The 25,134-nt window shown below is 67.2% G+C and carries 27 protein-coding genes; 13 read left to right on the top strand and 14 right to left on the bottom strand.

Annotation, left to right across the window (positions count from 1 at the left end):
- Positions 1–74 precede the first annotated feature (74 nt).
- The 5 genes from ACFWN2_RS20130 to ACFWN2_RS20110 all read right to left on the bottom strand — a co-directional run bounded on the left by ACFWN2_RS20130 (position 75) and on the right by ACFWN2_RS20110 (position 4,968).
- A complete protein-coding gene (locus ACFWN2_RS20130) occupies positions 75–1,064 on the bottom strand; it encodes a zinc-dependent alcohol dehydrogenase family protein (RefSeq protein ID WP_089921935.1) in 990 nt (329 codons plus the stop codon).
- Positions 1,061–1,876, bottom strand: a complete 816-nt coding sequence (locus ACFWN2_RS20125) for a carbohydrate ABC transporter permease (RefSeq protein WP_382429285.1) — start codon at positions 1,874–1,876, stop codon at positions 1,061–1,063. Before ACFWN2_RS20125 ends, ACFWN2_RS20130 begins: the two co-directional genes overlap by 4 nt.
- The gene (locus ACFWN2_RS20120; protein ID WP_382429283.1) at positions 1,873–2,802 is read right to left on the bottom strand and encodes a carbohydrate ABC transporter permease; all 930 of its coding nucleotides are present in this window, start codon (positions 2,800–2,802) and stop codon (positions 1,873–1,875) included. Before ACFWN2_RS20120 ends, ACFWN2_RS20125 begins: the two co-directional genes overlap by 4 nt.
- Position 2,803: 1 nt before the next feature.
- On the bottom strand, positions 2,804–4,138 hold the full coding sequence (locus ACFWN2_RS20115) for an ABC transporter substrate-binding protein (protein WP_382429281.1): 1,335 nt from the start codon (positions 4,136–4,138) through the stop codon (positions 2,804–2,806).
- A 68-nt stretch (positions 4,139–4,206) separates the two neighbouring features.
- The gene (locus ACFWN2_RS20110; RefSeq protein WP_382429279.1) at positions 4,207–4,968 is read right to left on the bottom strand and encodes a DeoR/GlpR family DNA-binding transcription regulator; all 762 of its coding nucleotides are present in this window, start codon (positions 4,966–4,968) and stop codon (positions 4,207–4,209) included.
- Positions 4,969–5,244: 276 nt separating this feature from the next.
- On the opposite strand from ACFWN2_RS20110, the gene ACFWN2_RS20105 reads away from it, so the two are divergent.
- Genes ACFWN2_RS20105 through ACFWN2_RS20090 form a run of 4 tightly spaced genes read left to right on the top strand, consistent with a single transcriptional unit; the run spans position 5,245 to position 7,405 of the window.
- Positions 5,245–5,730, top strand: coding sequence for a DUF6346 domain-containing protein (locus tag ACFWN2_RS20105; RefSeq protein WP_382429277.1), 486 nt, complete (start codon positions 5,245–5,247; stop codon positions 5,728–5,730).
- A complete protein-coding gene (locus tag ACFWN2_RS20100) occupies positions 5,731–6,189 on the top strand; it encodes a YbaB/EbfC family nucleoid-associated protein (RefSeq protein ID WP_382429275.1) in 459 nt (152 codons plus the stop codon).
- Positions 6,186–6,533 (top strand): type VII secretion target, encoded by a 348-nt coding sequence (locus ACFWN2_RS20095; protein ID WP_382429273.1) that lies wholly within the window; start codon positions 6,186–6,188, stop codon positions 6,531–6,533. The genes ACFWN2_RS20100 and ACFWN2_RS20095 overlap by 4 nt, the downstream gene beginning before the upstream one ends.
- Entirely contained in the window at positions 6,530–7,405 is an 876-nt protein-coding gene (locus ACFWN2_RS20090) for a WXG100 family type VII secretion target (protein WP_382429271.1), read from the top strand. Before ACFWN2_RS20095 ends, ACFWN2_RS20090 begins: the two co-directional genes overlap by 4 nt.
- Positions 7,406–7,472: 67 nt before the next feature.
- Here ACFWN2_RS20090 and ACFWN2_RS20085 read toward each other — a convergent pair whose 3' ends face one another.
- From ACFWN2_RS20085 to ACFWN2_RS20065, 5 genes are all read right to left on the bottom strand, one after another.
- Complete coding sequence (locus tag ACFWN2_RS20085) at positions 7,473–8,951, bottom strand: glycoside hydrolase family 13 protein (protein WP_382429269.1); 1,479 nt, start codon at positions 8,949–8,951, stop codon at positions 7,473–7,475.
- 11 nt (positions 8,952–8,962) lie between these two features.
- Positions 8,963–9,796 carry a carbohydrate ABC transporter permease gene (locus ACFWN2_RS20080; protein WP_382429267.1) on the bottom strand — a complete coding sequence of 278 codons (834 nt, stop codon included), beginning with the start codon at positions 9,794–9,796 and terminating at the stop codon, positions 8,963–8,965.
- On the bottom strand, positions 9,793–10,650 hold the full coding sequence (locus ACFWN2_RS20075; RefSeq protein WP_382429265.1) for a carbohydrate ABC transporter permease: 858 nt from the start codon (positions 10,648–10,650) through the stop codon (positions 9,793–9,795). The genes ACFWN2_RS20080 and ACFWN2_RS20075 overlap by 4 nt, the downstream gene beginning before the upstream one ends.
- Positions 10,651–11,988 (bottom strand): ABC transporter substrate-binding protein, encoded by a 1,338-nt coding sequence (locus tag ACFWN2_RS20070; RefSeq protein WP_382429263.1) that lies wholly within the window; start codon positions 11,986–11,988, stop codon positions 10,651–10,653.
- Positions 11,989–12,097: 109 nt separating this feature from the next.
- On the bottom strand, positions 12,098–13,081 hold the full coding sequence (locus ACFWN2_RS20065) for a LacI family DNA-binding transcriptional regulator (protein ID WP_382429261.1): 984 nt from the start codon (positions 13,079–13,081) through the stop codon (positions 12,098–12,100).
- A gap of 116 nt (positions 13,082–13,197) precedes the next feature.
- Here ACFWN2_RS20065 and ACFWN2_RS20060 point away from each other — a divergent pair, with 116 nt between their 5' ends.
- Complete coding sequence (locus tag ACFWN2_RS20060) at positions 13,198–13,365, top strand: hypothetical protein (protein ID WP_382429259.1); 168 nt, start codon at positions 13,198–13,200, stop codon at positions 13,363–13,365.
- Positions 13,366–13,370: 5 nt separating this feature from the next.
- On the top strand, positions 13,371–14,414 hold the full coding sequence (locus ACFWN2_RS20055; protein ID WP_382429258.1) for a hypothetical protein: 1,044 nt from the start codon (positions 13,371–13,373) through the stop codon (positions 14,412–14,414).
- Between the two features lies 1 nt (position 14,415).
- Here the strand turns inward: ACFWN2_RS20055 and ACFWN2_RS20050 are convergent, their stop codons facing one another.
- Positions 14,416–15,552: a hypothetical protein gene (locus tag ACFWN2_RS20050; RefSeq protein WP_382429256.1), complete on the bottom strand. Its 1,137-nt coding sequence runs from the start codon at positions 15,550–15,552 to the stop codon at positions 14,416–14,418.
- Positions 15,553–15,652: 100 nt separating this feature from the next.
- Positions 15,653–16,450 carry a FadR/GntR family transcriptional regulator gene (locus ACFWN2_RS20045; protein ID WP_382429254.1) on the bottom strand — a complete coding sequence of 266 codons (798 nt, stop codon included), beginning with the start codon at positions 16,448–16,450 and terminating at the stop codon, positions 15,653–15,655.
- Between the two features lie 159 nt (positions 16,451–16,609).
- Here ACFWN2_RS20045 and ACFWN2_RS20040 point away from each other — a divergent pair, with 159 nt between their 5' ends.
- The 3 genes from ACFWN2_RS20040 to ACFWN2_RS20030 all read left to right on the top strand — a co-directional run bounded on the left by ACFWN2_RS20040 (position 16,610) and on the right by ACFWN2_RS20030 (position 18,418).
- Positions 16,610–16,762 carry a hypothetical protein gene (locus ACFWN2_RS20040; protein ID WP_170166570.1) on the top strand — a complete coding sequence of 51 codons (153 nt, stop codon included), beginning with the start codon at positions 16,610–16,612 and terminating at the stop codon, positions 16,760–16,762.
- Positions 16,763–16,953: 191 nt separating this feature from the next.
- Positions 16,954–18,210: an aKG-HExxH-type peptide beta-hydroxylase gene (locus ACFWN2_RS20035; protein ID WP_382429252.1), complete on the top strand. Its 1,257-nt coding sequence runs from the start codon at positions 16,954–16,956 to the stop codon at positions 18,208–18,210.
- 22 nt (positions 18,211–18,232) lie between these two features.
- Positions 18,233–18,418: a hypothetical protein gene (locus ACFWN2_RS20030; RefSeq protein WP_382429250.1), complete on the top strand. Its 186-nt coding sequence runs from the start codon at positions 18,233–18,235 to the stop codon at positions 18,416–18,418.
- A gap of 64 nt (positions 18,419–18,482) precedes the next feature.
- Here the strand turns inward: ACFWN2_RS20030 and ACFWN2_RS20025 are convergent, their stop codons facing one another.
- Positions 18,483–19,277: a phosphotransferase family protein gene (locus ACFWN2_RS20025; RefSeq protein ID WP_382429248.1), complete on the bottom strand. Its 795-nt coding sequence runs from the start codon at positions 19,275–19,277 to the stop codon at positions 18,483–18,485.
- A gap of 16 nt (positions 19,278–19,293) precedes the next feature.
- Positions 19,294–19,809 carry a DUF305 domain-containing protein gene (locus tag ACFWN2_RS20020; protein WP_382429246.1) on the bottom strand — a complete coding sequence of 172 codons (516 nt, stop codon included), beginning with the start codon at positions 19,807–19,809 and terminating at the stop codon, positions 19,294–19,296.
- 135 nt (positions 19,810–19,944) lie between these two features.
- Between ACFWN2_RS20020 and ctaD the strand changes: the two genes are divergently transcribed.
- The 4 genes from ctaD to ACFWN2_RS20000 all read left to right on the top strand — a co-directional run bounded on the left by ctaD (position 19,945) and on the right by ACFWN2_RS20000 (position 25,119).
- On the top strand, positions 19,945–21,735 hold the full coding sequence (gene ctaD, locus ACFWN2_RS20015; protein ID WP_382429244.1) for a cytochrome c oxidase subunit I: 1,791 nt from the start codon (positions 19,945–19,947) through the stop codon (positions 21,733–21,735).
- An 82-nt stretch (positions 21,736–21,817) separates the two neighbouring features.
- Positions 21,818–23,032 (top strand): phosphoserine phosphatase SerB, encoded by a 1,215-nt coding sequence (gene serB, locus ACFWN2_RS20010; RefSeq protein WP_382429242.1) that lies wholly within the window; start codon positions 21,818–21,820, stop codon positions 23,030–23,032.
- The gene (locus ACFWN2_RS20005) at positions 23,032–23,709 is read left to right on the top strand and encodes a peptidyl-tRNA hydrolase (RefSeq protein ID WP_382429240.1); all 678 of its coding nucleotides are present in this window, start codon (positions 23,032–23,034) and stop codon (positions 23,707–23,709) included. The genes serB and ACFWN2_RS20005 overlap by 1 nt, the downstream gene beginning before the upstream one ends.
- Before the next feature lie 30 nt (positions 23,710–23,739).
- Positions 23,740–25,119 carry a phosphatidylserine/phosphatidylglycerophosphate/cardiolipin synthase family protein gene (locus ACFWN2_RS20000; RefSeq protein ID WP_382429238.1) on the top strand — a complete coding sequence of 460 codons (1,380 nt, stop codon included), beginning with the start codon at positions 23,740–23,742 and terminating at the stop codon, positions 25,117–25,119.
- The last annotated feature ends 15 nt before the right edge of the window (positions 25,120–25,134 follow it).

Below are 25,134 nucleotides of genomic sequence, written 5' to 3'. Positions count from 1 at the left end.
TGCCCGAAAAGAGTCGTGGGCACTCGTCTGGATACACGAGTGCCCACGAACTTCGAGAACTTTCTTAGAACGACCTACGGAAGGACCTGGATCTTGCGGCCCTTACCCGCCTTGAACTGGTCCAACGCCCCGGCGTAGTCGTCCAGCGGCACCCTGTCACTGATGAAGATCTCGGGGTCCAGTACTCCGGTCGCGAAGAGGTCCGCCGCCCGTTCGAACGAGTGCAGCACCGCCATCGAGCCGGTGATGGTGATCTCCTGGTTGTAGATCTTGTACGGCTCGATGGTGACCCGCGCGGAGTAGTCCGAGACGCCGAACTGGAGGAACGTGCCGCCCTTGGCGACCCGGTTCAGCCCGTCCTGGATGGCCTTCTCGTTGCCGGTGGCGTCGATGACGACGTCCCAGCCCTGCGGCCGGTCCAGCTCGTCCGGCGTCGCTGCCACGGCCGTGACGCCGAGCTGCTTCGCCGTCGCCAGCCGGTCCGGGTTCAGGTCCACGACCTCGATCGACGACGCGCCCGTGAGCTTGCCGAGCTGCAGCATCATCAGGCCCATCGTGCCCGAGCCGTAGATCAGCACCCGCGACGCCATCTGCGACCGCAGCACGTCGTAGCCGCGCACCGCGCACGACAGCGGCTCGATGAGCGCCGCGTCCTCGGTCCGCACGTGGTCCGGCAGCTTCACGCAGTTGGCCACGGGGGCCTTCGCGAACTCCGCCGCGCCACCGGACGTCGTGACGCCGATGGCGGCCCAGCGCTCGCACAGGTTGTTCTTGCCGGAACGGCACATGCGGCACTCGTAGCAGTACAGCGACGGGTCGACGGCGACCCGGTCGCCCACGGCCACCTCGTTGACCTGCGAACCGATCTCGACGACCGTGCCGGCGAACTCGTGACCCGGCACGACCGGCAGGGTGGGCGCGAACTCGCCCTGCAGGATGTGCAGGTCCGTGCCGCACAGCCCGCAGGCCGCCACCTGCACGACCACTTCGCGAGGACCGCACGTGGGATCGTCCACAGTGGTCACTTCGACGGACCCGACGCCGGTGATCACTGCTGCTTTCACTTGACCGCTCCCAACGAAAGGCCCTGGACGAGCTTGTCCTGGGCGGCGAACCCGGCGATGAGCACCGGCAGAGAAACCACGACCGCGGCCGCGCACACCTTGGCCAGGAACAGGCCCTGGGAGGTGACGAACCCGGTGAGGTACACGGGCGCGGTGCCGGCGACGACACCGGTGAGCACCCGTGCGAAGAGCAGCTCGTTCCAGCTGAAGATGAAGCAGATCAACGCCGTCGCCGCGATGCCGGGCATCGCGATGGGCGCGACCACCCTGCGCAGGATCGTGATCAGCCCGGCGCCGTCGATCGAGGCGGCCTCAAGGATCTCCTTGGGCACCTCGGACAGGAACGAGCGCATGAGCCACACCGCGATCGGCAGGTTCATCGAGCAGTACAGCAGCGTGAGGAACGAGATGTTGTCGAGCATCCCGGAGAACTGCGCGATCAGGTAGATCGGCAGCAGCGCCGCGACGACCGGCATCATCTTGGTGGAGAGGAAGAAGAACAGGACGTCCGTCCACTTCTCCACCGGCTTGATCGACAACGCGTACGCGGCCGGGATCGCCAGCAGCAGCACGATGATCGTCGATCCGATCGAGGCGCTGAACGAGTTGATCAGCGGCGGCCACGCGCCGGAGTCGAAGAACTCCGCGTAGCCGTCGAACGTGATCGGCGCGAGCAGCGACGGCGGGTTCGTGGCCGCGTCCGTCTCGCTGTGCAGCGAGGTGAGGAACATCCAGGCCACCGGCGCGAAGAACACGATGCCGGCGAGCCAGGCGAGCACACCCCAGCCGTGCTTGACCAGTCGGGAGGTCATCGCTTCTCCTCCTTGAACAGCGAGGACACCGTGCGCAGCGCGAACGTCGCGATGACCATCGAGCCCGCCACCACGATCACGCCGGCCGCGGACGCCTCGCCGTACTCGTGCGCCTGGTAGAAGGTCTGGTAGATCATGTACGGCAGGTTCGCCGTGCCCAGACCGCCGGACGTGATCGTGAAGACCGCGTCGAAGTTCTGCACGATGTAGATCGAGCCGAGCAGACCGCCGAGCTCCAGGTACTGGCGCAGGTGCGGGAACGTCAGGTACTTGAAGATCTGGAACGACGACGCGCCGTCGATCGTCGCCGCCTCGACGGGTTCGATCGGCTTGGACTGCAGGCCCGCCAGCAGGATCAGCATCATGAACGGCGTCCACTGCCACACCAGCGACAGCACGACGGCGGTCATCGGCATGTTCGAGATCCAGTCCGGCTGGGCGTCGAAGCCCAGCCAGTTCAGGATGCCGTTGAACAGGCCGTACTCCGGGTTGTAGAGCACGTGCTTCCAGATCAGCGCCGCCGCCACCGGGACCACGAGGAACGGCGCGATCAGCAGGGTGCGGACGAAGCCGCGACCCGCGAACTTCTTGTCCAGCAACAGCGCGAGCCCCAGCCCGAGGAGCAGACTGATGATCACGACCGACGCCGTGAGCACGATCGTGTTGACGACCGAGGAGCGCAGGTCGGGGTCGGTGAACACGTTGACGTAGTTGTCGAACCCGGCGAACCCGCGGTTGGTGGGGTCGAGCGAGTTCCACTTCATGAACGAGATGACGAGCGTCGCGACGAACGGCAGCTGCGTCACGATGATCAGGAAGATCAGGGCGGGCAGCAGAGGCGCCCGCCGCGCCCACTTCGAGTACCCCTTGCGGGGGACGGGAGGCGGCCGGTCCACTGCCGGCCGCTCCCTCGTCATGACAGCCATGTCACTGTCCCTTGTACTTCGCGGCGACCTTCTCGGCGAGACCCTGACCGTTGTTCAGCGCGTCGTCCACGGACGTCGCACCCGCGATCGCGGAGCTGATCTGCTGCGACACCTGGGTTCCGAGGTCGGTGAACTCGGGGATGCCGACGAACTGGATGCCGGGGGCCGGCCGCGGCTGCAGACCGGGGTCGTTCGGCTTCGCGCCCTTGATGGCTGCTTCGGCGGCCGCGGCGAACGAGCCGGAGGACTGCTTGTACTCGGCGCGCTGGTAGGTCGAGGAACGCTTGCCGTCGGGGAGCTTGGACCAGCCGAGGTTCTTGCCGACGAGCTCCTCGTAGCCCTTGCCGGACGCCCACGAGATGAACTTCCAGGCGTTGTCCTGCTTCTTCGACGCCTTCTGGATGCCGAACGCCCAGGTGTAGAGCCAGCTGGAGGTGTCGGTCTTCACGACCGGCGCCTGGGTGAAGCCGAGCTTGCCCTTGATCGGCGAGTCGTCGGCCTCCAGCAGACCGGCGGCGACCGTGGCGTCGTACCACATCGCGACCTTGCCCTGCGTCATGTTGTTGAGGCACTCGGCGAAGCCGGCCTGCGGGGCGCCGTTCTCACCGTAGTTGCGGACGAGGTCCACGTAGAACTTGGTGGCCTCCTTGAACTCCGGCGCGTTGACCTGCGCCTGCCAGTCCTTGGTGAACCAGGTGCCGCCGAAGGTGTTCACGACCGTCGTGAGCGGCGCCATGACCTGGCCCCAGCCCGGCTGGCCGCGCAGGCAGATGCCGCGGACCTCGGGGGTGGAGACCTTCGCGGCGGCCTCCGCGACCTGCTGCCAGGTCGGCTTGTCGGGCAGCGTGACGCCCTTCTCGGCGAAGATGTCCTTGCGGTACATGAGGAACGACGACTCGCCGTAGAACGGCTGCGCGTAGACCTTGCCGTCGGCGGCGGTCAGCGACTGCCTGATCGGCTCCAGGATGTCGGCCTGGTCGAACCCGCTGTCCTTGGACACGAAGTCGTCCATCGGCGCGAGCCAGCCGTTCTTGGCGTACATCGGCGTCTCGTAGTTGGAGATCGTCGCGACGTCGTACTGCCCGGCCTGGCTGGAGAAGTCCTGGCTGATCTTGTCGCGGACGTCGTTCTCGGGCAGCACGGTGAAGTTCACCTTGATGCCCGTGTCCTTGGTGAAGTTGTCCGCGGTGAGCTTCTGCAGGTCCTGCATCTGCGGGTTGTTCACCATCAGGACGTTCACCGAGTTCTCACCGCCGCCCCCACCACCGGCTCCTGAGCAGGCGGACGCGAGCAGCAACACAGCGGTGGCGGCTCCGAGTGTGCGAATCGACGACATCGTCGGTTCCTTTCAAGGGTTTTTGGGCGCGTCGAAGAAGGGGGATGACGCCCAAAGGTGAGGGCAGGTCAGGCTCTGATGACCTTGGGGCCTAGCAACGTGTACCGGTGGGCCTCGTGCGCGCTGAGGCCGCTGTCGGTGACGACCGCCTCCAGATCGGAGACCTCGGCGAACCGGTGGAAGCTGGAGACGCCGAACTTCGTGTGCGTCCCGACGAAGATCTTTCTGCGGGACGCGCCGAGCGCCTTGGACTTCACCGCGCCGACCGCCGGGTCGGGCGTGGTCAGACCGTGCTCGCGGGAGATGCCGTTGGCGCCGATGTAGGCGAGGTCGATGACCATCTCGCCGAGCATCCTCGTGGTCCAGTGGTCCACAGTGGCCAGTGTGTGGCCCCTGACGCGACCGCCCAGCAGCAGGACGGTGCACGACGGGTGCTCGGACATCGCCGCCGCGGTCGGCAGCGACGCGGTGATGATCGTGAGCGGGTTGGTGGTGGGCAACGCCTCCGCGACGAGTTGCGGCGTGTAACCCTCGTCGATGAAGACCGTTTCCGCGTCGTCGAGCCGTTCGGCGGCGGCCTTCGCGATCCGCCGCTTCTCCGGGACGTGGGACCCGGCGCGGAACCGGAGCCCTGTCTCGAAGCCGGCGCTCTCGACCGGGACACCACCACCGTGCGTGCGGCGAACCAGGCCGTGCTCGTCGAGCACGCGCAGGTCGCGCCTGACCGTTTCGGGAGCGACGCGCAGTTCCTGCGCCATCTCCACCACGTCGACGCGGCCGTCGGCGCGGGCCCTGGCCAGGATGCGCCGTTTGCGTTCCTCGGCTCGCATGTCACCTGCCCACTCGGCTATCGGGTTGCCCGTTCGGGCCGTGCATAGATGAAACACCCTTGAAACATTGTGGCGGGTACCACAACTGGGTGAGATCCTGCCCGATTTTCGCCCGCTTCGCACTGTGTGACGCCTCGTTCACGCAGGTCGACCAGACTGGGCACGCCCGATTCGCCGTTTTCGCGTGCCCGGATGGCCCCCAGCTCGTTGCTGAATTCGGTGGAACCGGGCGACTCGGTGCAAAGTCCAACAGGGACCGACGAGGGGACGAGACGCATGAAGTGGGTCGCTGGGCTGTTCGCCCTGGTGATCTTGGGTGCCGGCGTCCTGCTGGGACTGACGGGCTTCACGAAGTTCGACCCGGCGGCGGGCACGAACAGCCGGCCTCTGGTGGACCGGGGTGTCGCGCGTGTGACCGAGTGCACGAGCGAGGGGCCTGTCAGCGTTCGTGGCTTCGGCACCTGGTGGAGCTGCCGGGCCGACATCGTGTGGGAAAGCGGGCGGCAGGAGCAGATGAGGGCCGAGCCGGGCCAGCTCACGCCGTCCGACAAGGGTTCCGAAGTACCGGTGGTGCAGCGGGGCGAGGGCGCGGTCCGCAACGGATCGGGGAACTCACCGGTCTACCGGGCCGATTTCGAACCGAGCGTGGTGCTGGGCATCGGGTCGGCTTTCGGAGGCTTGGGCATCGGGGTGATCGGGGCGCTGGCTGTGGTCGGCACCCTGGGTTCCCGTGGCAAGAAGGCACAGGAGAGGGACTACTAGATGAATCCGGCTGCAGCTGACCCCGACGCGATGATGCGTCAGTGGAACGAGCAGATCCAGGCCAAGCTCAAGCAGGCCGACGAGATGAAGCAGGTCGCGAACGCGGTCTCGGTGACGCAGCGTTCCTCTGACGGTTCGGTGTCCGTCACGGTCGACCAGAACGGCATCGTGTCGGCGCTGGACCTGACCGACGCGGCGTTGCGCAAGCAGCCCGCGCAGCTGTCGGCCGACATCCTCGGCGCGATGCGGACCGCCCAGGCACAGATCGCGGCCAAGATGCAGGAGGCCATGGCACCGATCATCGGTGGCGACTCCGCGACCATGGACGCGCTGATGGGCGGCTACCACGAGCGCTTCCCAGAGCCGCCGCCCGTCGAGCCTCCTGCTCGTCCCACCGGTCCCTCTGATGACGACGACTTCGGCGGGCACAACTTCGCCCGTGACAACAAGGGCTGGTGATCACCGTGACCGGACCGGGTTTCAACGTCCACACGCAGGCGATGCGTGATCACGCTCGCCGCCTCGACGGCATCGTGAAGCAGATCGAGACCGCCCAGCAGGCCATCGGGCAAGCCCGGATCAACGGGGCCAATGCCTACGGGATTCTGTGCAGCCCCTTGCTGGAGCCGCTCATGGGCACCATCGAGGCAGCTGGCACCGGTGCTGTGAACACCGCGCACGGCGTTGTCGACGCCACTGTGGACGGTGTCAACGGCATGGCGGACGCCTACGACAACGTCGACCAGGCGCTCAGTGGCAACTTCAAGAAGATCGTCGAGAAGCTCGGGGAGCTGACGTCATGACCGCACCGAACCCGTTGGTGGCTGCCGGACCTCCTCCCACTCCGTTGCTCGCGGGTGCTGCCGTGATCGAACCTGCTGGAGACGCCATCTCAGCGATCCAGCGCGGCGACTGGGCGGAGGCGGGCATCAACGTCCTGGGAGCGGGCGTTGACCTGCTCAGCGTGGCTGTGGACCCGTTCGGCGCGCTCCTGTCGTCGGCCTTCGCGTGGTTCATCGAGCACGTCGAGCCGTTGAAGCAGATGCTGGACTCGCTGGCGGGCAATCCCGGTGTGATCAACCAGAACGCCGCGACCTGGGGCAACGTCGCCGATCACCTGAAGAGGGCCGGCGAGGACATGGCTCGCATGGTCGACACGGACACGAGTGCGTGGCAGGGCGACGCGGTCTCCGCCTACACCGCTGTGGCCAAGGCGGAGGCGACCGGCGTGAAGGCCGCCGGTCTGGCCGCCGAGGGCGTCGGTGCCGCGCTGACCGGTGCGGGAGTCGCCGTCGCCACGGTGCGGACGATCGTGCGCGACCTGATCTCGATGGCGATGAGCGAGCTCGTACAGGCCCTGATCCGGTGGGCGGCGGCCGCGTTGATCACGGTCGGGCTCGCGACGCCGGGCATCGTCGCCGACGGCATCCGGCTGGTCATGAAGTGGGCCAAGAAGGTCTCGGACTGGCTCGACAAGGTGATCAAGACCATCCGGAACCTGTCAAAGGTCGTCAACAAGATCTTCGAGGTCCTGGAGAAGTGCAAGACGGGTCTGGCGGCGATCATGCCGAAGGGCGCGGCGGACGCCATCGTGGACACGACCGCGATCGGCATCGCGAAGAACCTGCCCACCGAGGCCGCGAAGGCCGACGACACGCCGTACGCGACGCGCTGAAGCCCGACCCGCTCCAAGTGAAGTCCGGGGGTGACCCGTTGCCGGTCACCCCCGGCCCCCTTTCGTTCTACAGCCAGGCCGCCGCGTCCGCGGGGAGCTTGCCGCCCTCCAGCGGGACGCTTGACAACGTTGGCACGCCCGGCAGGTCGATCGGTTCCGCTGACAGGTTCACGACGCAGGTGTGGTCCCCGCGCTTGAACGCCACCACGTCGTCGCCGAGGTCGAGCCACTCCAGGTCGCCGCTGATGCCGCGGCGCTGCGCGAACACCCGGCGGTACAGGGTGAGCATCGACTCGGGGTCGTCCTGCTGGGCCGACACCGAGAAGTCCTGCCAGTTCCCCGGCTGCGGCAACCAGCTCGGTCCGTCCTCAGTGGACCAGGGGAGCGGCACCCGGCAGCCGTCGCGGCCCCGGTCGGTGAAGCCGGAGCGGTGCCACACCGGGTCCTCGCGCAGCTCGTCCGGCAGGTCCTCGACCTCCCAGAGCCCCAGCTCCTCGCCCTGGTAGACGTACACCCCACCGGGCAGTGCGGCGGTGAGCATGATCGCCGCGCGGGCCCTGCGCGTGCCCAGTTCGAAGTCGGTCGGGGCGCCGTGCTGCCTGTCCGCGAAGGAGAACCCGGTCTTCTCGCGGCCGTAGCGGGTCACGTGCCTCGTGACGTCGTGGTTGGAGAGCACCCAGGTCGGTGGCGCGCCAACGGGTTCGTGCGCGGCGAGGGTGCTGTCGACGACCTTGCGCAGCTCGTCGGCGTCCCACGGGCAGCACAGGAAGTCGAAGTTGAACGCCGAGTGCATCTCGTCCTGGCGGAGGTACCGGGCGAACCGCACCGGGTCCGGCAGCCACATCTCGCCGACGAGGATGCGGTCGCCGTCGTACTCGTCGACGATCTCGCGCCAGCGGCGGTAGATGTCGTGCACGCCGTCCTGGTCGGAGTAGGGGAGATCCGCGTTGGGCTTGGAGAAGTCCTTCACCAGGCCGTCGGCGACGTCGATGCGGAAGCCGTCGACACCCCGGTCGAGCCAGAACCGCAGGATGTCCTCGAACTCGTCGTGGACGACCTGGTTCTCCCAGTTGAAGTCCGGCTGCTCGGCGGCGTAGAGGTGCAGGTACCAGCGGCCGTCCTCCAGCCTGCTCCAGGCGGGGCCGCCGAAGCGCGACTGCCAGTCGTTCGGGATCTCCTCGGTGTCACGGACGTGGAAGCGGTCCCACAGGCCGTCCTTGAACCACGGGTGCTGGTCGCTGCTGTGGTTCGGGACGAGGTCGATGATGATCCGGATGCCGAGGCCGTGGGCGTCCGCGATGAGCTTCTCGGCGTCGGCGAGCGACCCGAACACCGGCTCGATGTCGCGGTAGTCCGCCACGTCGTAGCCGCCGTCGGCGAGCGGGCTCGGGTACCACGGGTTGAGCCAGATCGCGTCGAAGCCGAGGCTCGCGATGTGCTGGAGCTTCGCGCGGAGGCCGGCGATGTCACCGATGCCGTCGCCGTTCCCGTCCGCGAAGCTGCGCAGGTAGACCTGGTAGATGGATGCGTTGCGCCACCAACTCATCTGGTGTCCTTTCAGCCTTTTACGCCGCCCGCGGTGAGCCCCGCGAGGATGTGCCGCTGGAACGCCAGGAACAGCGCCACCATCGGCAGGCTCGCCAGCACGAGGCCCGCGAGCAGGAGGTTGATCGGGGTGTCCGGCGCGAAGCGTTGAAGCGCAACGCTGAGCGTCTGCTTCGCCGGATCGGGGAACACGAGCAGCGGCCAGATGAAGTCCTTCCACGCCGCCACGACCGCGAAGATCGAGACGACGGCGAGGATGGGCCGCGAGATCGGCAGCACGATGCGCACGAGGGTGGTCCACGTGCCCGCGCCGTCGATCCTGGCCGCTTCGAGGAGCTCTTCCGGGATCTGGTCGAAGAAGCGTTTGAGCAGGTAGACGTTCAGCGCGTTCGCCGCGGCAGGCAACCAGATGCCCGCCGGGTTGTTCAGCAGGTCGAGGTCGGTGAGCGTCAGGTAGACCGGGACCAGCACGGCCGTCGAGGGCAACATCAGCGTCGCCAGCATCAGGCCCATGATCGCGTTGCCGAAGATCGGCCGGAGCTTGCTCAGCGCGTAGGCCGCGGGGACGATCACGGCCATCTGCACCGCCCACGCGCCGATCGCGACGACGAACGTGTTGAGGAAGAACTTGCCGAGCTCCATGTAGTTCCAGGCTTCGGCGTACGCGCCCGGTTCCCACGTCTGCGGCAGGATCGTCGGTGGTTGCTGGGCCAGTTCCGCCGGCGGTTTGAACGCGCCGAGCAGCACCCAGACCAGCGGGAGCAGGAACGCGGCGGTGAACAGGACCAGCGTGATCGTGAGGACGACCCAGTAGAGCGGGCCGGTGCCCCTGGTGAGAGTCCTCATGCGTCGGCCTTCTTCGTGATCTTGAGGTAGAGGAAGGAGAAGACGCCCAGCACCGCGAAGAGGATCAGGCTCAGCGCACTTGCGGTGCCGAAGTCGTTGTAGTAGAAGGCGTACCGGTACAGCAGGAGCAGCACGGTGACCGTGGACTCCTCCGGCCCGCCGCCGGTCATGATGAACGGCTCGGTGAAGATCTGCATGGTCGCGACGACCTGCAGGAGCAGCAGCATCAGGATCACGAACTTGGTCTGCGGGATCGTGATGTGCCAGACCTTCTTGACGATGCCCGCGCCGTCCAGGTCCGCCGCCTCGTACAGCTCGCCGGGGATGGTCTGCAGCGCCGCCAGGTAGATCAGCGTCGCGGAGCCCATGTTCGCCCAGGTGATCACCAGGACGAGGCTGATCATGCTGGTGTCGGCGGAGTCCAGCCACTGGAGCGTGGGGAGGTTCAGTCCTCTGAGGACGGAGTTGAAGAGGCCCGGTCCCGGGTCGTAGAACCACTTCCACAGCAGGGCCGTGACGACCGGCGGCAACATCACCGGTAGGTAGACCAGCAGGCGGAAGTAGCCCTTGGCGTGCCGCAGCTCGTTGAGCACCACGGCCGTGAGGAACGGGACGCCGAAACCGAGCACGAGCGCCAGCAGTGTGAAGTACAGCGTGTTGCGCCACGCCACCCCGAACAGCGGGTCCGCGAAGAGTCGCTCGAAGTTCTCCCAGCCCACCCAGTCGGGACTCGTGACGAAGTTGACCTGCTGGAAGCTCAGGACCACCCCGCGCACGATGGGGTACCAGGAGAACACCGCGAAGACGACCAGCGCGGCACTCAGGAAGCCGTACGCGGTGACGTGGCGCCGCACCTACTTCACCTGCGCCAGGACGGCGTTGACCTTGGTCTCGGCGTCCGCGAGGAGTGCCGCGTGGTCCGCGTCCTTGTTGGTGAGCACGGCCTGCACGACGGAGTCGAGGATCGCGTAGACCTGCTGCGCCTGCGGCGGTTCGAGCGAGCCCTTGGTCTTCTCGGAACCGTCCACATAGGCCTGGAAGTTCTTCACCGGCATGGTGGCGTACTTGGCCTTCAGCGCCTCCTGCTTGCTGCGCGGCTCACCGGTCCACACGTCGGCGATCGGCGGGATCGGCAGGCCCACGGGCTGGCCGCGGTCCTTGTACTTCTGCAGGTTGCCTTCGAGCCGGTCCGGGTTCAGGTACTTCCACTGGATCCACTTCAGGCCGGCCTTGATCTTCTCCGGCGTGGCCTTCGGGTTGATCATGTAGCCCTCGCCGCCGAGCAGGGTGCCCTTCTGCTCAGGGATCGCGGCCAGGCCGTAGTCGTCGTACTTGCCCTTGAACTGGTTGACGATCGCGGCGACGTTGTCCGGCGCGGCCAGGTACATGCCGAGCTGCCCGGCGCCCATCATGTTCTGCACGTCACCGATCTCCAGGAGCTGCTTCTCGCCCATGGAGTTGTCGTCCCAGCGCATCTCCTTGAGCCTGCGCAGGACTTCCTTGCCCTTGTCGTTGTTGAAGTCGGCCTTGTAGGTCTCGCCGTCCTTGCGCGCGATGTCACCGCCGACGGACTTGACCCACGTCGTGAAGTGCCAGCCGCCCTGGTTGCTCTTGCTGTACTCGGCGAACCCGGTGACACCGGCGTCCTTGAGCTTCTTGGCCGCCGCGCGCACCTCGTCCCACGTCTTCGGCGGCGAGTCGGGGTCGAGGCCCGCTTTGGTGAAGTTGGTGCGGCTGTAGAGCAGGCCCATCGTGTAGTTGGCGGTCGGCAGTCCGTAGACCTTGCCGTCGACCGTGAAGACGTCCTTGAGCTCCTGCTTGATGTCGCCGTAGTGCGGCACGTCCTTCACGTAGTCCGTGAGGTCGGCGGCCTGCTTGCGGGCAATCAGCGCCGCGGGGTCGGTGAAGTAGACGTAGAAGACGTCCTCCAGCTGCCCGCCGGCGAGCTTGGCGCTGAACGTCTTCGGGTCCATGAACCCCTCGTGCGGCACGAGGTCGATGTCCGGGTTCGCCTGTTCGAACTCCGCGACGTCCTCGTCGAAGACCTTGCGGTCGAACGCCTGGGTCTGCGGCGGCTGACCGTTGATGTTGATCTGGACCTTGCCGCCGGGCTCGGTCGTGGAACCGCTCCCACAGCCGACTGAGCTTAGGGCCAGGACACCGCCAATCAGCACGGCAGCGGACTTCTTCATGGTGGGGCCGCCCTTCTCGCGAGCGCGTCGATGTGACGGCGACCATAAGTCCCCGTTACATCTGAACGCAATATCCAGACGAAAACTCGCAAGAAGCTGACTGCGTTCGTTACCTAGCGGGCGCGCTGCTGGCCCTCACCACCAACTCGGGCTCGAACAACAACTCGTCCGGCGCCACGGCGTTGCCGGAGATCTGGTTGGCCAGCAGCTCAACAGCCGCCCGCCCCATCGCCTCGATCGGCTGCCGCACCGTCGTGAGAGGCGGATCAGTGCAGGTCATGAACGCGGAGTCGTCGTACCCGATGATCGACACGTCCTTGGGCACGTCCAAGCCGGCCCTCCTGACAGCCCTTATCGCACCGAGCGCGAGGGGGTCGCTGGCGCAGATGATCGCCGTCACCCCGCGCTGCACGAGCTTGGTGGCCGCGGCCTGCCCGCCCTCCAGGCTGAACATGGCGTGCTCGACATCCGCGCCACCACACCGGTTGATGGCTTCGAGCTTCCGCTGGCTGGGCACGTGGTCAGGCGGCCCGAGCACGGCCCCGATCCGCTTGTGCCCGAGCGAGGTCAGATGCCCGTACGCCTGCTCCACCGCCACCGTGTCGTCACACGACACCCGCGGGAACGCCAGATCGTCTATCGCGGCGTTGACCAGCACCGCAGGCAACTTCCGGGACATCATCTGCTGGTAGTGCCCATGGCTCGCGTCCTTCTGCGCGTACAGCCCGCCGGCGAACACGATCCCGCTGACGTGCTGCTCCAGCAGCAGCTCCAGGTACTCCGCCTCAGTAACCCCGCCAGCCGTCCGCGTGCACAGCACGGGCGTGAAACCCCTTTGCGCCAGCGCGTTCCCCACGACATCCGCGAACGCGGGGAAGATCGGGTTCTGCAACTCCGGCAACACCAGCCCCACGAGCCGCGCCCGTTCACCCCTGAGCTGGGTCGGCCTCTCGTATCCCAGCACGTCAAGGGCGGTAAGAACAGCACTGCGCGTGGCGTCGGAGACCCCCGGCTTGCCGTTCAGCACCCGGCTGACAGTGGCCTCGCTGACCCCGACCTTGGCCGCGACCTCAGCCAACCTCCGTTGCGTCATGACGCAAGTGTACGCAATTTCTTGCGTCCGTTTGCAAGCCGTGGTCACCCACTCGGCAGGCGCTCGCGAACCCGGTCCTGGCTAGGCTTCTCTGCCATCCGCGAGGGGAGACCACGATGGCCACCGATCCGCTGAAGCCCGTGCCGGTCCCGGTCCCGAAGGACGACCCCGGCTCGTGCTGGCCGCTCAAGCCGCCGACGAAGAACAAGCCGGTCCGAGGCGTCGACTGGTTCCGCCGGATGCCGAACGGCGGCGGCACGGTCTACGTGCGGCCTGCTGACTGAGCTTCATGCGATCACGCGCGCTCGTCTACTTCGGCAGCCTGCTCGCGACGATCGCACTGATCAACACACCGGTTCCGCGGATCGTGGTCTCCACGGTGCTGAACCCCGAGGCGGGCGACGCCGTCGCGCGCAGCCTCGGGTCGATCACCAAAGATCTCGTGCTGGTCCTGCTCGTCTCGATCTACTTCGAATGGGTGCGCACCAGGGAACAAGGCGAGCTGTTGCGAGGGATCGATCGCAAACTGGATGCGACGGGCGTCGTGGCTGTGCCTGCCATCCGGAAGCTCGTGCTCGACGCCACCTCACCAGAGGAACTGGTCACCACCGCGCTGGACCGCCACATGCCGCGCACCGAGGACAAGTCCTCGCTGGTGTCGCTGATCCTCTCGCCGAGACCCGCGCACTACGACGTCTCGGTGACGGCACGGGTGGAGGCTGTCGTCGGAAGGGTCGTCGACCTCAGCATCAAGTACGAGCTGACTGTTCCACGAGGACCGCTGCTGATCGCTGTGACCTCGTTGTCAACGCACTCGATCGCGTTGTCCGACGCCTGCCCCGAGCTGTTCAACGTCTCGACCTTGGACGGGTCGTCGGCGTTCGAGGAGGACGCGAAGCGGTTCGGGGAGCAGATCGAGTGCTACGTGGAGACTCCCCGTGGCAAGACGGAGCGTGTCGAGTTCCGCAGAGTGCCGACGAACGCGGTCCGACGGCACATCACGTTGCCGGTCGGGATCACGGCGTCCGACGTCGCGCTGTTCTTCGCGGACATCAGCGCGGTGGAAGAGGAGTTCGTGCGGGTCCGCTGCCAGCTGCGCTGGTCAGGCGACATCGACGATCACTGCCTGTGGTGGTACGCCGATCGCCCGATGTTTGTGAGGACGCTCACCATGGACCTCAAGGAGATCGTCCGCGACCAGAGCAGGAAGGCCTACGTCCAGGTCTTCCTCGGCAGCGTGGGCTCGCTGGTGCTCGACGCGGAGAACGGGTACCTCTCGCTGAGGCTCGACCGCTGGGTGGTGCAGGGCCAGGGAGCGATCGCGATCTGGTGAGTCAGCGGCGCTGTTCCCGCCACAGCAGGGCCACCCCGTGCCCTGGCAACATCCACGACCGCACGTCCAGGTCCCCGAGCTGGTCGGCCCGCAGCCACTGCGCCGCCTCGGTCCCCGACCGGAACGTGAACGGCATGATCCGGAACTCGTGACCGGGGGAGTGGTCGACCGCGAGCTCGTTCGCGTCGAAGCTGATGGTGTCCACATAGGACGGATAGGGCGACTGCCAGTACGCGAAGCCGTCGTTCGTGCGCTGCAGGGAACGTGACGACACGGTCAGGCCGAGGATCGCGCGCACCACGTGGTCGTCGGCGATGCCGCTGAGGTCGCACTCCAGGATGCGCAGGTCGCTCATGTGGTCCACCGGACTGAGCTTCGGCAGCGGAGCCATGGCCTCGCGGAAGAACGTCAGGTAGTTCGACCACTGGTCGAAGCGGACCTCCACGGGCGGGATCTGGCTCGGCTCGGCCGAGCGGCTCTTGCCGTCGTGGTCGAGGTAGTCGATGGTGATCTTGGTGGAGTCGCGGATGTCGTCGACCGAGTCGAGGAACAGCGACGCGTCCGGCATGAAGTAGAGCTCGAAGAGCGGGAAGCGGCAGGCCGCGCTGATCGTGTCGCGCAACGTGGCGTTGCTGGTGGCGAAGATGACGAACCTGTCGACCGGGACGCTGTGCCGGAACTCGTGCCTCTGCGTCGTGGTCAGGTGGTAGGTCAGGGTGTCGACGCCCTGCAGCGTCAGCCGGACCGTCGTGCGGGTGCTGATCGTCAGGTCGTCGCCCTTCGGGCGCATGCCGCTGCCGCCGAGCACGCCGGACACCACGTCGTCGTTCTGCTGGCCGGTGCCGTAGATCCTCGACAGGAACGTCCTGAGCACCTCGCTCGGCAGCAGGTGCTCGACGATGCCGGGGCCGGAGATGCGGCCGATCTCGCTCACGAGGCGCTTGTGCAGGAAGAGCTCGTATGAGCCGAGCAGGAAACCCGCCAGCGCCGGCAACGGCCACAGCACCACCAGCACGTCGTGCAACAGGCTTCGCGACGTGGGTTGCCAGAGCAGCACCGCGGTCAGGTCGGCGGCCGCGACGAGCACCAGGAGGAACGCGACGGTCAGCGCCTGTCTTTCCCTGCGCGCCGCCGTCACCTGGTCGCCGCCCCCTCACTCCACCCGGTTGTCCATACATGGTGGGAGTGGAGGGCGGTCAGCGCCAGACCCTTTCGGCCCGTGCCGTATCAGCGACGCGTCAGCGCGAGGTGCCCCAGATGGGGTTGTCTGACACCCCCACGTAGGTGCTCAGCGTCGCCCGCGGCTGCGTGTCGTCGGCGGCCACGTCGTTGTACAGCCCGAGCAGGTGGGTGGTCATCGCGCTCTTCGCGCCGACCTCGTCGTGGCGGCGGAGGAACCAGATCACCTGCTCGTGCTCGTTCGCGGACCGGTTGTGCACCTCGCGGGACGGGTGCGCGTGCCGCTTGCAGTCCTGCAGCCCCGGGACGAGTGCCTGGTACATCTGCTCCAGGAGCTCGTTGTGCGACGCGCGGATCAGCGCCGAGTGGAACTCCTCGTCCGACTCGATCATCTCCTGCACGTCGTCGACCGGCGCGCGCTTGTAGCGGTGGTTGAGCTTCGCGAGCTCGTCCAGTTCACCGTCCCCCGCGCGCACGGCGGCCAGCGACGCGGCTGTGGTCTCCAGCGCGATCCGCACTTCCAGCAGGTCCGTGTGGGAGAACTGCTTCGCGGCGAGCCTGCCTTCGAGGTGCTGGTCGACGTCCGCGAGGTCGGTGCGGCGGACGTACCAGCCCAGGCCGCGGCGGACCTCGACGATGCCCTGCAACTGCAGCCTCTGCAGGGCTGTGCGCAGGGAGGACCGCGCGACGTCCAGCTTGCGGGCCAGCTCGGGCTCGGTGGGGAGGCGGTCACCCGCCTTGAGGGTGCCGCCGATGATCTGCTCCCGGAGCTTCTGCTCGATGAGCTCCGGAAGAGGCCGTCGCGAATCAGGCGAGAGCGACCAGCTCTCGCCGGGATGGACGTCGTCGGCGGGCATTGGTCCAGCTTAGGCCTGTTGCCTGTCGGTTGCAACTTGTCTGGCAACCTGGTTACCGTTGACAGACAACCTACAACACGGGACCCTACAACCATGGCGACACGCCCGGGACCGCCCACACCCGGGAGCACGTGCTCGCCTAGTCGGGAGGGGAACGAGATGTCCGCAGGGAGTGCACTCGGAATCGCAGCAGCCGTCGCCGTCGCCGTCACCGCGATCGGCTGGCGCACCGTGCTCACGATGATCGCCGTCTCGGTCGTCGCGCTGGCCGTCGTCGGCTTCGTGAACGTCACCAGCATCATGTTCGGCTGATGAGCAGAACAACCTGAAAATCGTGCCCCGGATGCGTCTCCCACAGGACGTGTCCGGGGCACCGGCTTTTGTAGGGGGATCCAACGTGTCGCAGATGTCACTGCGTGCTCTACGCTGCGCCGCTATCAAGGCCGCGCCGTGGTGCGGCCATGACTCGTTGGCGTCGGGGGACGTGAGTACGGGGTCGTTTGATGACGGGTTCGCCCACCACGAGCACGCATGTGTTGCATGCGGCGCTGATTCCTGCGCCCGCTCTGGTGGACGAGAGGCGCACCCTGTACCGCCTGGCGGCTGAGATGTTCTCGCCGGGAACCGAGTTGTCCGACAACTTCGCAGATCACCCGATCGTCCGATACGAGATCGGCAAGGCCCTCGCCGGCCATGGCGATGTGGACCCCGCACTGTTGATCCAGGTCGCCACTATGGGCGTGCGTGACGCCGGTGTTCTCGTCGCTTCGGATCCCACGGCGGCCGAGGTTCTCGAAGCTCCGCTCCGCATCGTCGCCCCGCCGGGTGTGCGTCCAGAGCCGCTGACCGAAGCCGACGGCGAACGGTTCGAGAGCGCTCTGCACATCATTGAAGAAGGCGTCAGGCTTCTGGAGAAGTTCGCGCCGGACATGGCCGAGGACCTGCTCGCCCACGTCTCGATGCTCGCGGTTCTGAAGCGTGAGACCTCTGGTGGGCTGGTGTCGGCGTCGTCCCGGTACGTACCCGGCATCGTGCTGATCGACGAGCCGACGTTGCCGATGGAGGTGGCTGAAGCTCTGGTGCACGAAGGTGCGCATGAAAAGTTCTTCGACCTCGCCATCGCGAGAGAATTTCTTGACGAATCCGCGGAAGACGCGGATTATTTCGAGACTTCGTGGTCGCATGCACAATGGCCACTGGAACAGACCTTCGCGGCGTGGCACGCCTACAGCTGCCTTGCGCAGTTCAATCTTTCGGTTGGATCCGAACAAATCGGGCCTGATTCATTGCTGGTGAAAGCAAGGGAACGGGCTGACGAGATCGGTGAGTGGTTGCTCAAGCACGAGAGCGACCTGCGTGCGGACGCCCGGTGGCTCCTTCGCGGCCTAGCGGGCGACACGGTTGAACTCAGAGGTGAGGCTGCCGCGCAGTCTCAAGTGGACGGTGTCACACTGTCCTCTGAGATTTCAGATGACCGCCACTTCTGCCTGCTCCCGGACGTGCGTCACAAACGCGCTGCCTCGGGCAGAGTGGCGGTGGGCAGGGCAGCACGACCGCCCCTGGTTTTCTGGCTCGATGAAGACGCGAGCTGGACTCTGGACCAATGGCGTATCGATGGAGAGGCGAAAACGCTCGGGCAGATGCTTGCCCGGGCGGCCGAGGAATGGCAGGTGGACCCCGTGACAGCGGCAGTTCGCCTGCGCGCCGCACTCGGTTCGCTGCTTGACTTCTCGATCGTCGGGTTGCTCGAAGAACATTAAATACGCCTCCCGAGAAGGAACAATGACCTCCCCGAACCAGCTTCCACGCCTGCCGCAGTTCCCGCAGAACGCCGGCATGCCTGTTGCCCACCCCGCGCCAGTGGTGGGTCCGGTGATCGGCCAGCCGGTCACCCCCGTTCAGTGGTTCAGGCGTATGCCGACCGGGGGAACGGTCTACGTGAAGCCCGCCGAGGGCTCGCAGAGCTGAGCTTCGCGCGTTGAAGGGGGCCGTCTTCGCAGGCCCCCTTCGGCATTCGGCCGCCCGGACGCGCCTAGCTGTTCTCCATCAGCAGGCCCCAGAGGCCGCCGAACAGCACCCGCACCTCCAGCCAGAACTCCACGTCAGCTGGAGAAACACCGCCGCCGTACAGCTCCGCGGCCCGGTGAGCGGCCTCCGCGCCACGAGCGCCCGCGAGGCAGGCCAGGTCCCACGCGATCGGCCCCCTCCAGGTGTCCTCGAAGTCGTTCCAAACAGGCCCTGCGGACGTCATCAGCAGGTTGCCGTGGTGCGAGTCGCCGTGCAGCGCCTGGACGTCGTTGAAGTGAGCGTCCCAAGAAGCCAGCAACTCCTCCCGCCGCGCACGGAACGGCGACAGGTCGGGCACGCCGAGACCGTCCAAATAGGCCAGCGTGTGGTCGACGTCGTCCATGGGCCCACGCGAAGGCAGAACACCGTCGTAGGACCGCAGTTCGGCGTGCAGGTCGGGGAGCAGCTTGAGCACGTCGGGACGTGAGAGTTCCACGTCGGCGAAGTGCGGCACGTAGGTGCTGAAGCTGAGAACGAAGCCGTCAAAGACATGAGGTCCGGCGGGCAGTTCGGACGAAGGCGTTACGACCGGTACGCCGCGTGAGTCCAGGAACGCCGACACGGACAGGTCGCGGGCGAAGTGCTCGCCCACCGCGGGGCGCACCAGGGCTGTGCGGGCCGCGATGCGTGCGACTACCGGGGCCGGGCGCAGGTGGACGATGACGTTGCTGCCGGTTGACAGGATGTCGGGGTCGTTGCACATCACGCCGTGCGAGGCCGCGAGAGAGATGGCGGCGCGTACTGCCCTGGAAGTGCTCACCCGGAAGAGGCTGGCATCAGCCCTGGGGGAGGAGCGACTCCATTTCCGCGATCTCCTTCTCCTGGTGGGAGACTACGTCCTGCGCGAGCTTGCGGGTCTCGGGGTCGGTGCCGGCGTCCAGGTGCTTCTGCGCCATCTCCACGGCGCCGCGGTGGTGCTGGATCATCAGCGCGAGCCACTGGCGGTCGAACTCGGTGTCGTCCAGGTCGGCGAGGTTGCCGAGGTTCACCATGCCGTGTGACTCGGTGTGGCCGTGCGAGGTGTGCGACGAGGCCTGCACGGGGGCGTTCCACGTGCGGAGCCAGCCGTTCATGCGGTCGATCTCGGGCTTCTGGGCGTCCGCGATGCGCTTGGCCAGGTCGATCACCCGCTGGTTCTCCGTGCGGGACGCGACCAGGCCCGACATCTCCAGCGCCTGTTCGTGGTGCGGGACCATCCCCTGGGCGAACGCGACGTCCGCGGAGTTGTGCGTGGCGGGGGTGCCACAGGCGGCCAGCAACAGGACAGAAGCGACAGCGAGCAATCGGAGCACGGCGGCAGGATACGTGTGACGTGCGCTACGCCGCTGGCCACCGGCCATGGCCCACCCGAATGGAGCTGATCGGCTCCGTCTAATATCCCGGGGAGTTTCCCGAACGAACTGGTCCCACCAAGGCCTGGAGGCACCGTGACGGCCGTAGCCCCGCAGCCGATCGCAACGCGTCCTTATCCGACGCGCACTGCGGTCAAGGGGTCCTTCCTGCTGCGGATGTTCCGCACCACGGACCACAAGCAAATCGGCATCATGTACCTGGTCACCTCGTTCGCCTTCTTCATGGTCGGCGGCGCGATGGCCATGCTGATGCGGACCGAGCTGGCCCGGCCCGGCATGCAGTTCCTCTCGCAGGAACAGTTCAACCAGCTCTTCACGATGCACGGCACCGTGATGCTGCTGCTGTACGCGACGCCGATCGTGTTCGGCTTCGCCAACTTCGTCCTGCCGCTGCAGATCGGCTCGCCCGACGTGGCGTTCCCGCGGCTCAACGCCTTCTCGTACTGGCTCTACCTCTTCGGTGGCCTGATCGTGATGGCGGGCTTCATCACCCCCGGTGGTGCGGCTGACTTCGGCTGGTTCGCCTACACGCCGCTGTCGAGCGCGATCCACTCGCCCGGCGCGGGTGCCGACCTCTGGATCTCCGGCCTGGTGGTCGGTGGTCTCGGCACCATCCTCGGCGCGGTGAACATGATCACCACCGTGGTCTGCCTGCGCGCGCCCGGCATGACGATGTTCCGGATGCCGATCTTCACCTGGAACATCCTGGTGACGTCGGTGCTGGTGCTGCTCGCGTTCCCGATCCTGACCGCGGCCCTGCTGGGCCTGCTGGCGGACCGGCATCTCGGCGCCCACGTGTTCGACCCCGCCAACGGCGGTGTGATCCTGTGGCAACACCTCTTCTGGTTCTTCGGCCATCCGGAGGTCTACATCGTCGCCTTGCCGTTCTTCGGCATCGTGTCGGAGATCTTCCCGGTGTTCAGCCGCAAGCCGATCTTCGGTTACAACGGTCTCGTGTACGCGACGCTCGGCATCGCGGCCCTGTCCGTCGCCGTGTGGGCGCACCACATGTACGCGACCGGCGCGGTTCTGCTGCCGTTCTTCGCCTTCATGACGTTCCTCATCGCGGTCCCGACCGGTGTGAAGTTCTTCAACTGGATCGGCACGATGTGGAAGGGGCAGCTGACGTTCGAGACGCCCATGCTGTTCAGCATCGGCTTCATCGTCACGTTCCTCTTCGGTGGTCTGTCCGGCATCCTGCTGGCCGCGCCGGCGATCGACTTCCACGTGTCCGACACGTACTTCGTCGTGGCGCACTTCCACTACGTGCTGTACGGCACGATCGTCTTCGCGACCTTCGCGGGCATCTACTTCTGGTTCCCGAAGATCACCGGCCGCTTCATGGACGAGCCGCTCGGCAAGCTGCACTTCTGGACGACGTTCCTCGGCTTCCACGCGACGTTCCTCGTCCAGCACTGGCTGGGCAACGAGGGCATGCCGCGCCGGTACGCCGACTACCTCGCGTCCGACGGCTTCACGACGCTCAACATGATCTCGACGATCGGCGCCTACATCCTGGGCGCGTCGACGCTGCCGTTCATCTGGAACGTCTTCCGGAGCTACCGCTTCGGTGAGGTCGTGACGGCGGACGACCCGTGGGGCTACGGCAACTCCCTGGAGTGGGCGACCTCGTCCCCGCCGCCGCGGCACAACTTCACCGAGCTGCCCCGGATCCGTTCGGAGCGCCCGGCGTTCGAGCTGCACTACCCGCACATGATCGAACGCATTCGGAACGAGGGCCACGTGTCCTTCACCGGCAAGACGATCGCGCACAAGGACGCCAAGCCCGCTCCCTCGGAGCTGGCCGCCGCGGCCATCAAGTCCGGTACGGCCTCCGAGAAGGAAGAACCGGACCACGACAAGTAACCTGCCAGTAACAGGTTCACCGTCGAGCCCCGCCTGCTGCGATGCAGTCGGGGCTCTTCGCGTCTTACGAGGAGACGACGACGTGAAAACGCCCGTGCTCATCACCGTGACCGGCCCCGACAAGCCCGGTGTCTCCTCCGTGCTCTTCGCGGTGCTGACCAGGCACGGCGTCGAGGTGCTGGACGTGGAGCAGGTCGTGATCCGGGGCCGGCTGGTGCTCGGCGCGCTGGTCTCGACCGAACACGACCCCGAGGGCCTGCAGGAGTCGGTCGAGCAGGCCATGGCGACCGTCTCGATGCACGTCGAGATCGAGATCGGCGCCGACTCGAAGCGCACCGCGCGCCTGGAGTCGTCGCACGTGCTGATCGTGCTCGGCAGGCCGGTCACCGCGAAGGCGTTCACCGAGGTCGCGCGCCGGCTGGCGTCCCTGGGCGTCAACATCGACGCGATCCGAGGCGTCGCCGACTACCCCGTCACGGGCCTTGAGCTGCGCGTTTCGGTCGCGGACGACACCATGGAGAACGACGCCGCGCTGCGGTCCGCGCTCGCCGAGGTGTCGGTGCGGGTGGGGCTCGACATCGCCGTCGAACGGGCGGGGCTGACCCGCAGGGCCAAGCGCCTGGTGGTGTTCGACGTCGACTCCACGCTGATCCAGGGCGAGGTGATCGAGATGCTGGCCGCGCACGTCGGGTGCGAGGAGCAGGTGCGCGAGATCACCGAGGCCGCGATGCGCGGTGAGCTCGACTTCGCCGAGTCGCTGCGGCGCCGGGTCGCGCTGTTGGAGGGGCTCGACGAGAAGGTGCTGGACGAGGTCGGGGCGTCGCTGGAGCTCACGGCCGGTGCGCGCACGACGATCCGCACGCTGAAGCGCCTCGGCTTCTTCTGCGGGGTGGTGTCCGGCGGGTTCACGAAGGTCATCACGGGCCTGGCCGACGAGCTCCACCTCGACTTCTGCGCCGCGAACACGCTGGAGGTCGTGGACGGCAAGCTGACCGGGAAGGTCGTCGGCGACATCGTCGACCGGGCGGGCAAGGCCGTGGCGCTGCGCCGGTTCGCCGAGGAGGTCGGCGTGTCGCTGGCCCAGTGCGTGGCGGTCGGTGACGGTGCGAACGACATCGACATGCTGAACGCGGCTGGCCTCGGCATCGCGTTCAACGCCAAGCCCGCTCTGCGCGAGGTGGCCGACACGGCGCTGTCGCACCCGTTCCTGGACGCCGTGCTGTTCATCCTCGGCGTCACGCGGGCGGAGGTGGAGGCCGCCGACGCGGCCGACGGCCTGGAGCTGACCCGGCTGTGATGATCCTCGACCTGATCGCCTCCCGGAACTACGCCGAGGAGTCGGAAGTCCGCGCGATGCCGATGGTGCTGCGCATCGAACGCGTCGACCCGCCGTCGCGGACGGCGTTGCTGGAGGCCGCGGCCGCTTCGGCGGTCGCGGTGTGCCTCGACCCGCGTGCCGACGTCGACGGCGAGTGGCACGAGGCCGTGCGGGCGTGGGTGGCCGGGCGGATCCGCAAGGTGTCGCGCCGGGCCCGTGGCGTGCAGTGGGAGGCCGTGCAGGACCTGCCGGGCGTGACGATCACCGTGGACGGCGCGTCGGTCCGGTCGTTGCTGCCGGTGCTGGTGTCCGAGACGCCCCGGGAGGTCGCCAAGCTGCAGATCTCCGGGTCCGACCTGCCCGTGGACGAGCCGGGCGCGGTGCCGGAGGGCGCGCGGCTGCTGTACGTGAACCCTCGGGTGGAGATGTCGGCCGGCAAGCTCGCGGCCCAGGTGGGGCACGCGTCGATGTTGCTCGCCCCGAGGCTCTCGGAGACCGAGCTGAAGGCGTGGGCGGCGCTGGACTACCGCTGCGCGGTGCGGACGCCGTCGGTCGCCGAGTGGGACTCGTTGGTCGGCAGCGGTGACGTCGTGGCGGTGCGGGACGCGGGTTTCACCGAGGTCGAGCCCGGCACGACGACGGTGCTCGCGGTTTAGAAGCGCCCGAATCGGGTAAATCCGCGTTTCGTGGGCTTACTCGACGTTCTTGACGCCCGGCTCGGTGACGGGCTGGAGAACATGCTGTGCACGCACCACACCCGCCGGCTGACGAAGCTGGGGTGGGGTGACGTGCTCGCCGGTGAGGGCGCGGGGTGGTTCACCCCGCGCCGGCCCGTCCAACGCGGCAACAAGATCGAGGTGCTGGTCGACGGCGCGAACGCGTTTCCCGTTGTGGCGCAAGCGATCGAGAACGCGCAGAAGTACGTGCACATCGCGAACTGGCACGCGTCGCCGGACTTCCGGCTGACCCGCGAGCCGGGTGCGCCGCAGTTGCGCGAGCTGCTTTCCGCCGCGGCGGAACGGGTTCCGGTGCGCGTGCTGCTCTGGGCCGGGCCGCCGTTCCCGATGTTCGAGCCGACCCGCAAGCGCGCACTGAACGCGCAGAAGGCCTTCTGGGAGTGCGGCGCCGTCCGCTGCGAGCTGGACGCGCGCGAGCGCACACTGCACTGCCACCACGAGAAGATCGTGATCGTGGACGACGTGGCGTTCGTCGGCGGCCTCGACATGACGGCGGTGGAGGGCGACCGCCACGACTCGCCGGAGCACCCGCCGCGCGACCTCGGCTGGCACGACCACATCGCCAAGCTGGAGGGGCCGGTCGTGGCGGAGGTGGCCGCGCACTTCGCGGCGCGCTGGCTGGAGATCGCGGGGGAGACCCTGCCCGCTCCCGAGGTGCCGCCCGAGGCGGGGTCGTCGTCGGTGCAGCTGGTGCGCACGATCCCGGAGAAGACCTACTCGTTCGCCCCGCACGGCGACTTCAGCCTGCTCGACTCGTACCTGCGGGCGCTGCGGGCTGCCGAGTCGCTGGTGTACGTGGAGAACCAGTTCCTGTGGTCGCCGGAGATCACCGAGGTCCTGCTGGAGAAGCTGCGCAAGCCGCCGTCGGACGAGTTCCGGATGGTGTTGCTGCTGCCGCAGAAGCCGAGCAACGGCGCTGACACCACCCGCGGTCAGCTCGGCCGGCTGCTCGACGCGGACGTGGACGACCGACTGGTGGCGGCAACCCTTGTCGCACATGGTGATGCGCCGGTCTACGTGCACGCGAAACTGGCCATTGTGGACGATCGGTGGATGTCGGTCGGCTCGGCGAACCTGAACGAGCACTCGCTGTTCAACGACACCGAGGTCAACGTCGTGACCGACGACCCCGAGGTCGTGCGCGCGACGCGGCTGCGGCTGTGGACCGAGCACCTGGGCAAGGACGCCTCCGGGCCCGCGCACGAGGTCGTCGACGAGGTGTGGCGGACCGAGATCGAGGGGTCGGGACGTGTGACGTCGCTGCCCGGTGTGTCCCGCCGTGCCGGAAGATTGCAAGGACCGTTACGCGGATTGCTGGTCGACGGCTGACCTGCGGCGCTAGCG

Origin of the sequence: Lentzea sp. NPDC058436, from assembly GCF_042721515.1 — a bacterium.
GTDB lineage: Bacteria > Actinomycetota > Actinomycetes > Mycobacteriales > Pseudonocardiaceae > Lentzea.
Note: the sequence above shows the minus strand (reverse complement) of the source record. Positions and strands in the feature narration are given on the sequence as shown.

Coding starts and splice junctions, on each gene's coding strand:
- ACFWN2_RS20125 (WP_382429285.1), bottom strand. CDS start 1,876: ATGACCTCCCGACTGGTCAAGCACGGCTGGGGTGTGCTCGCCTGGCTC.
- ACFWN2_RS20120 (WP_382429283.1), bottom strand. CDS start 2,802: ATGGCTGTCATGACGAGGGAGCGGCCGGCAGTGGACCGGCCGCCTCCC.
- ACFWN2_RS20115 (WP_382429281.1), bottom strand. CDS start 4,138: ATGTCGTCGATTCGCACACTCGGAGCCGCCACCGCTGTGTTGCTGCTC.
- ACFWN2_RS20110 (WP_382429279.1), bottom strand. CDS start 4,968: ATGCGAGCCGAGGAACGCAAACGGCGCATCCTGGCCAGGGCCCGCGCC.
- ACFWN2_RS20105 (WP_382429277.1), top strand. CDS start 5,245: ATGAAGTGGGTCGCTGGGCTGTTCGCCCTGGTGATCTTGGGTGCCGGC.
- ACFWN2_RS20100 (WP_382429275.1), top strand. CDS start 5,731: ATGAATCCGGCTGCAGCTGACCCCGACGCGATGATGCGTCAGTGGAAC.
- ACFWN2_RS20090 (WP_382429271.1), top strand. CDS start 6,530: ATGACCGCACCGAACCCGTTGGTGGCTGCCGGACCTCCTCCCACTCCG.
- ACFWN2_RS20085 (WP_382429269.1), bottom strand. CDS start 8,951: ATGAGTTGGTGGCGCAACGCATCCATCTACCAGGTCTACCTGCGCAGC.
- ACFWN2_RS20080 (WP_382429267.1), bottom strand. CDS start 9,796: ATGAGGACTCTCACCAGGGGCACCGGCCCGCTCTACTGGGTCGTCCTC.
- ACFWN2_RS20070 (WP_382429263.1), bottom strand. CDS start 11,988: ATGAAGAAGTCCGCTGCCGTGCTGATTGGCGGTGTCCTGGCCCTAAGC.
- ACFWN2_RS20065 (WP_382429261.1), bottom strand. CDS start 13,081: ATGACGCAACGGAGGTTGGCTGAGGTCGCGGCCAAGGTCGGGGTCAGC.
- ACFWN2_RS20060 (WP_382429259.1), top strand. CDS start 13,198: ATGGCCACCGATCCGCTGAAGCCCGTGCCGGTCCCGGTCCCGAAGGAC.
- ACFWN2_RS20055 (WP_382429258.1), top strand. CDS start 13,371: ATGCGATCACGCGCGCTCGTCTACTTCGGCAGCCTGCTCGCGACGATC.
- ACFWN2_RS20045 (WP_382429254.1), bottom strand. CDS start 16,450: ATGCCCGCCGACGACGTCCATCCCGGCGAGAGCTGGTCGCTCTCGCCT.
- ACFWN2_RS20040 (WP_170166570.1), top strand. CDS start 16,610: ATGTCCGCAGGGAGTGCACTCGGAATCGCAGCAGCCGTCGCCGTCGCC.
- ACFWN2_RS20035 (WP_382429252.1), top strand. CDS start 16,954: ATGACGGGTTCGCCCACCACGAGCACGCATGTGTTGCATGCGGCGCTG.
- ACFWN2_RS20030 (WP_382429250.1), top strand. CDS start 18,233: ATGACCTCCCCGAACCAGCTTCCACGCCTGCCGCAGTTCCCGCAGAAC.
- ACFWN2_RS20005 (WP_382429240.1), top strand. CDS start 23,032: ATGATCCTCGACCTGATCGCCTCCCGGAACTACGCCGAGGAGTCGGAA.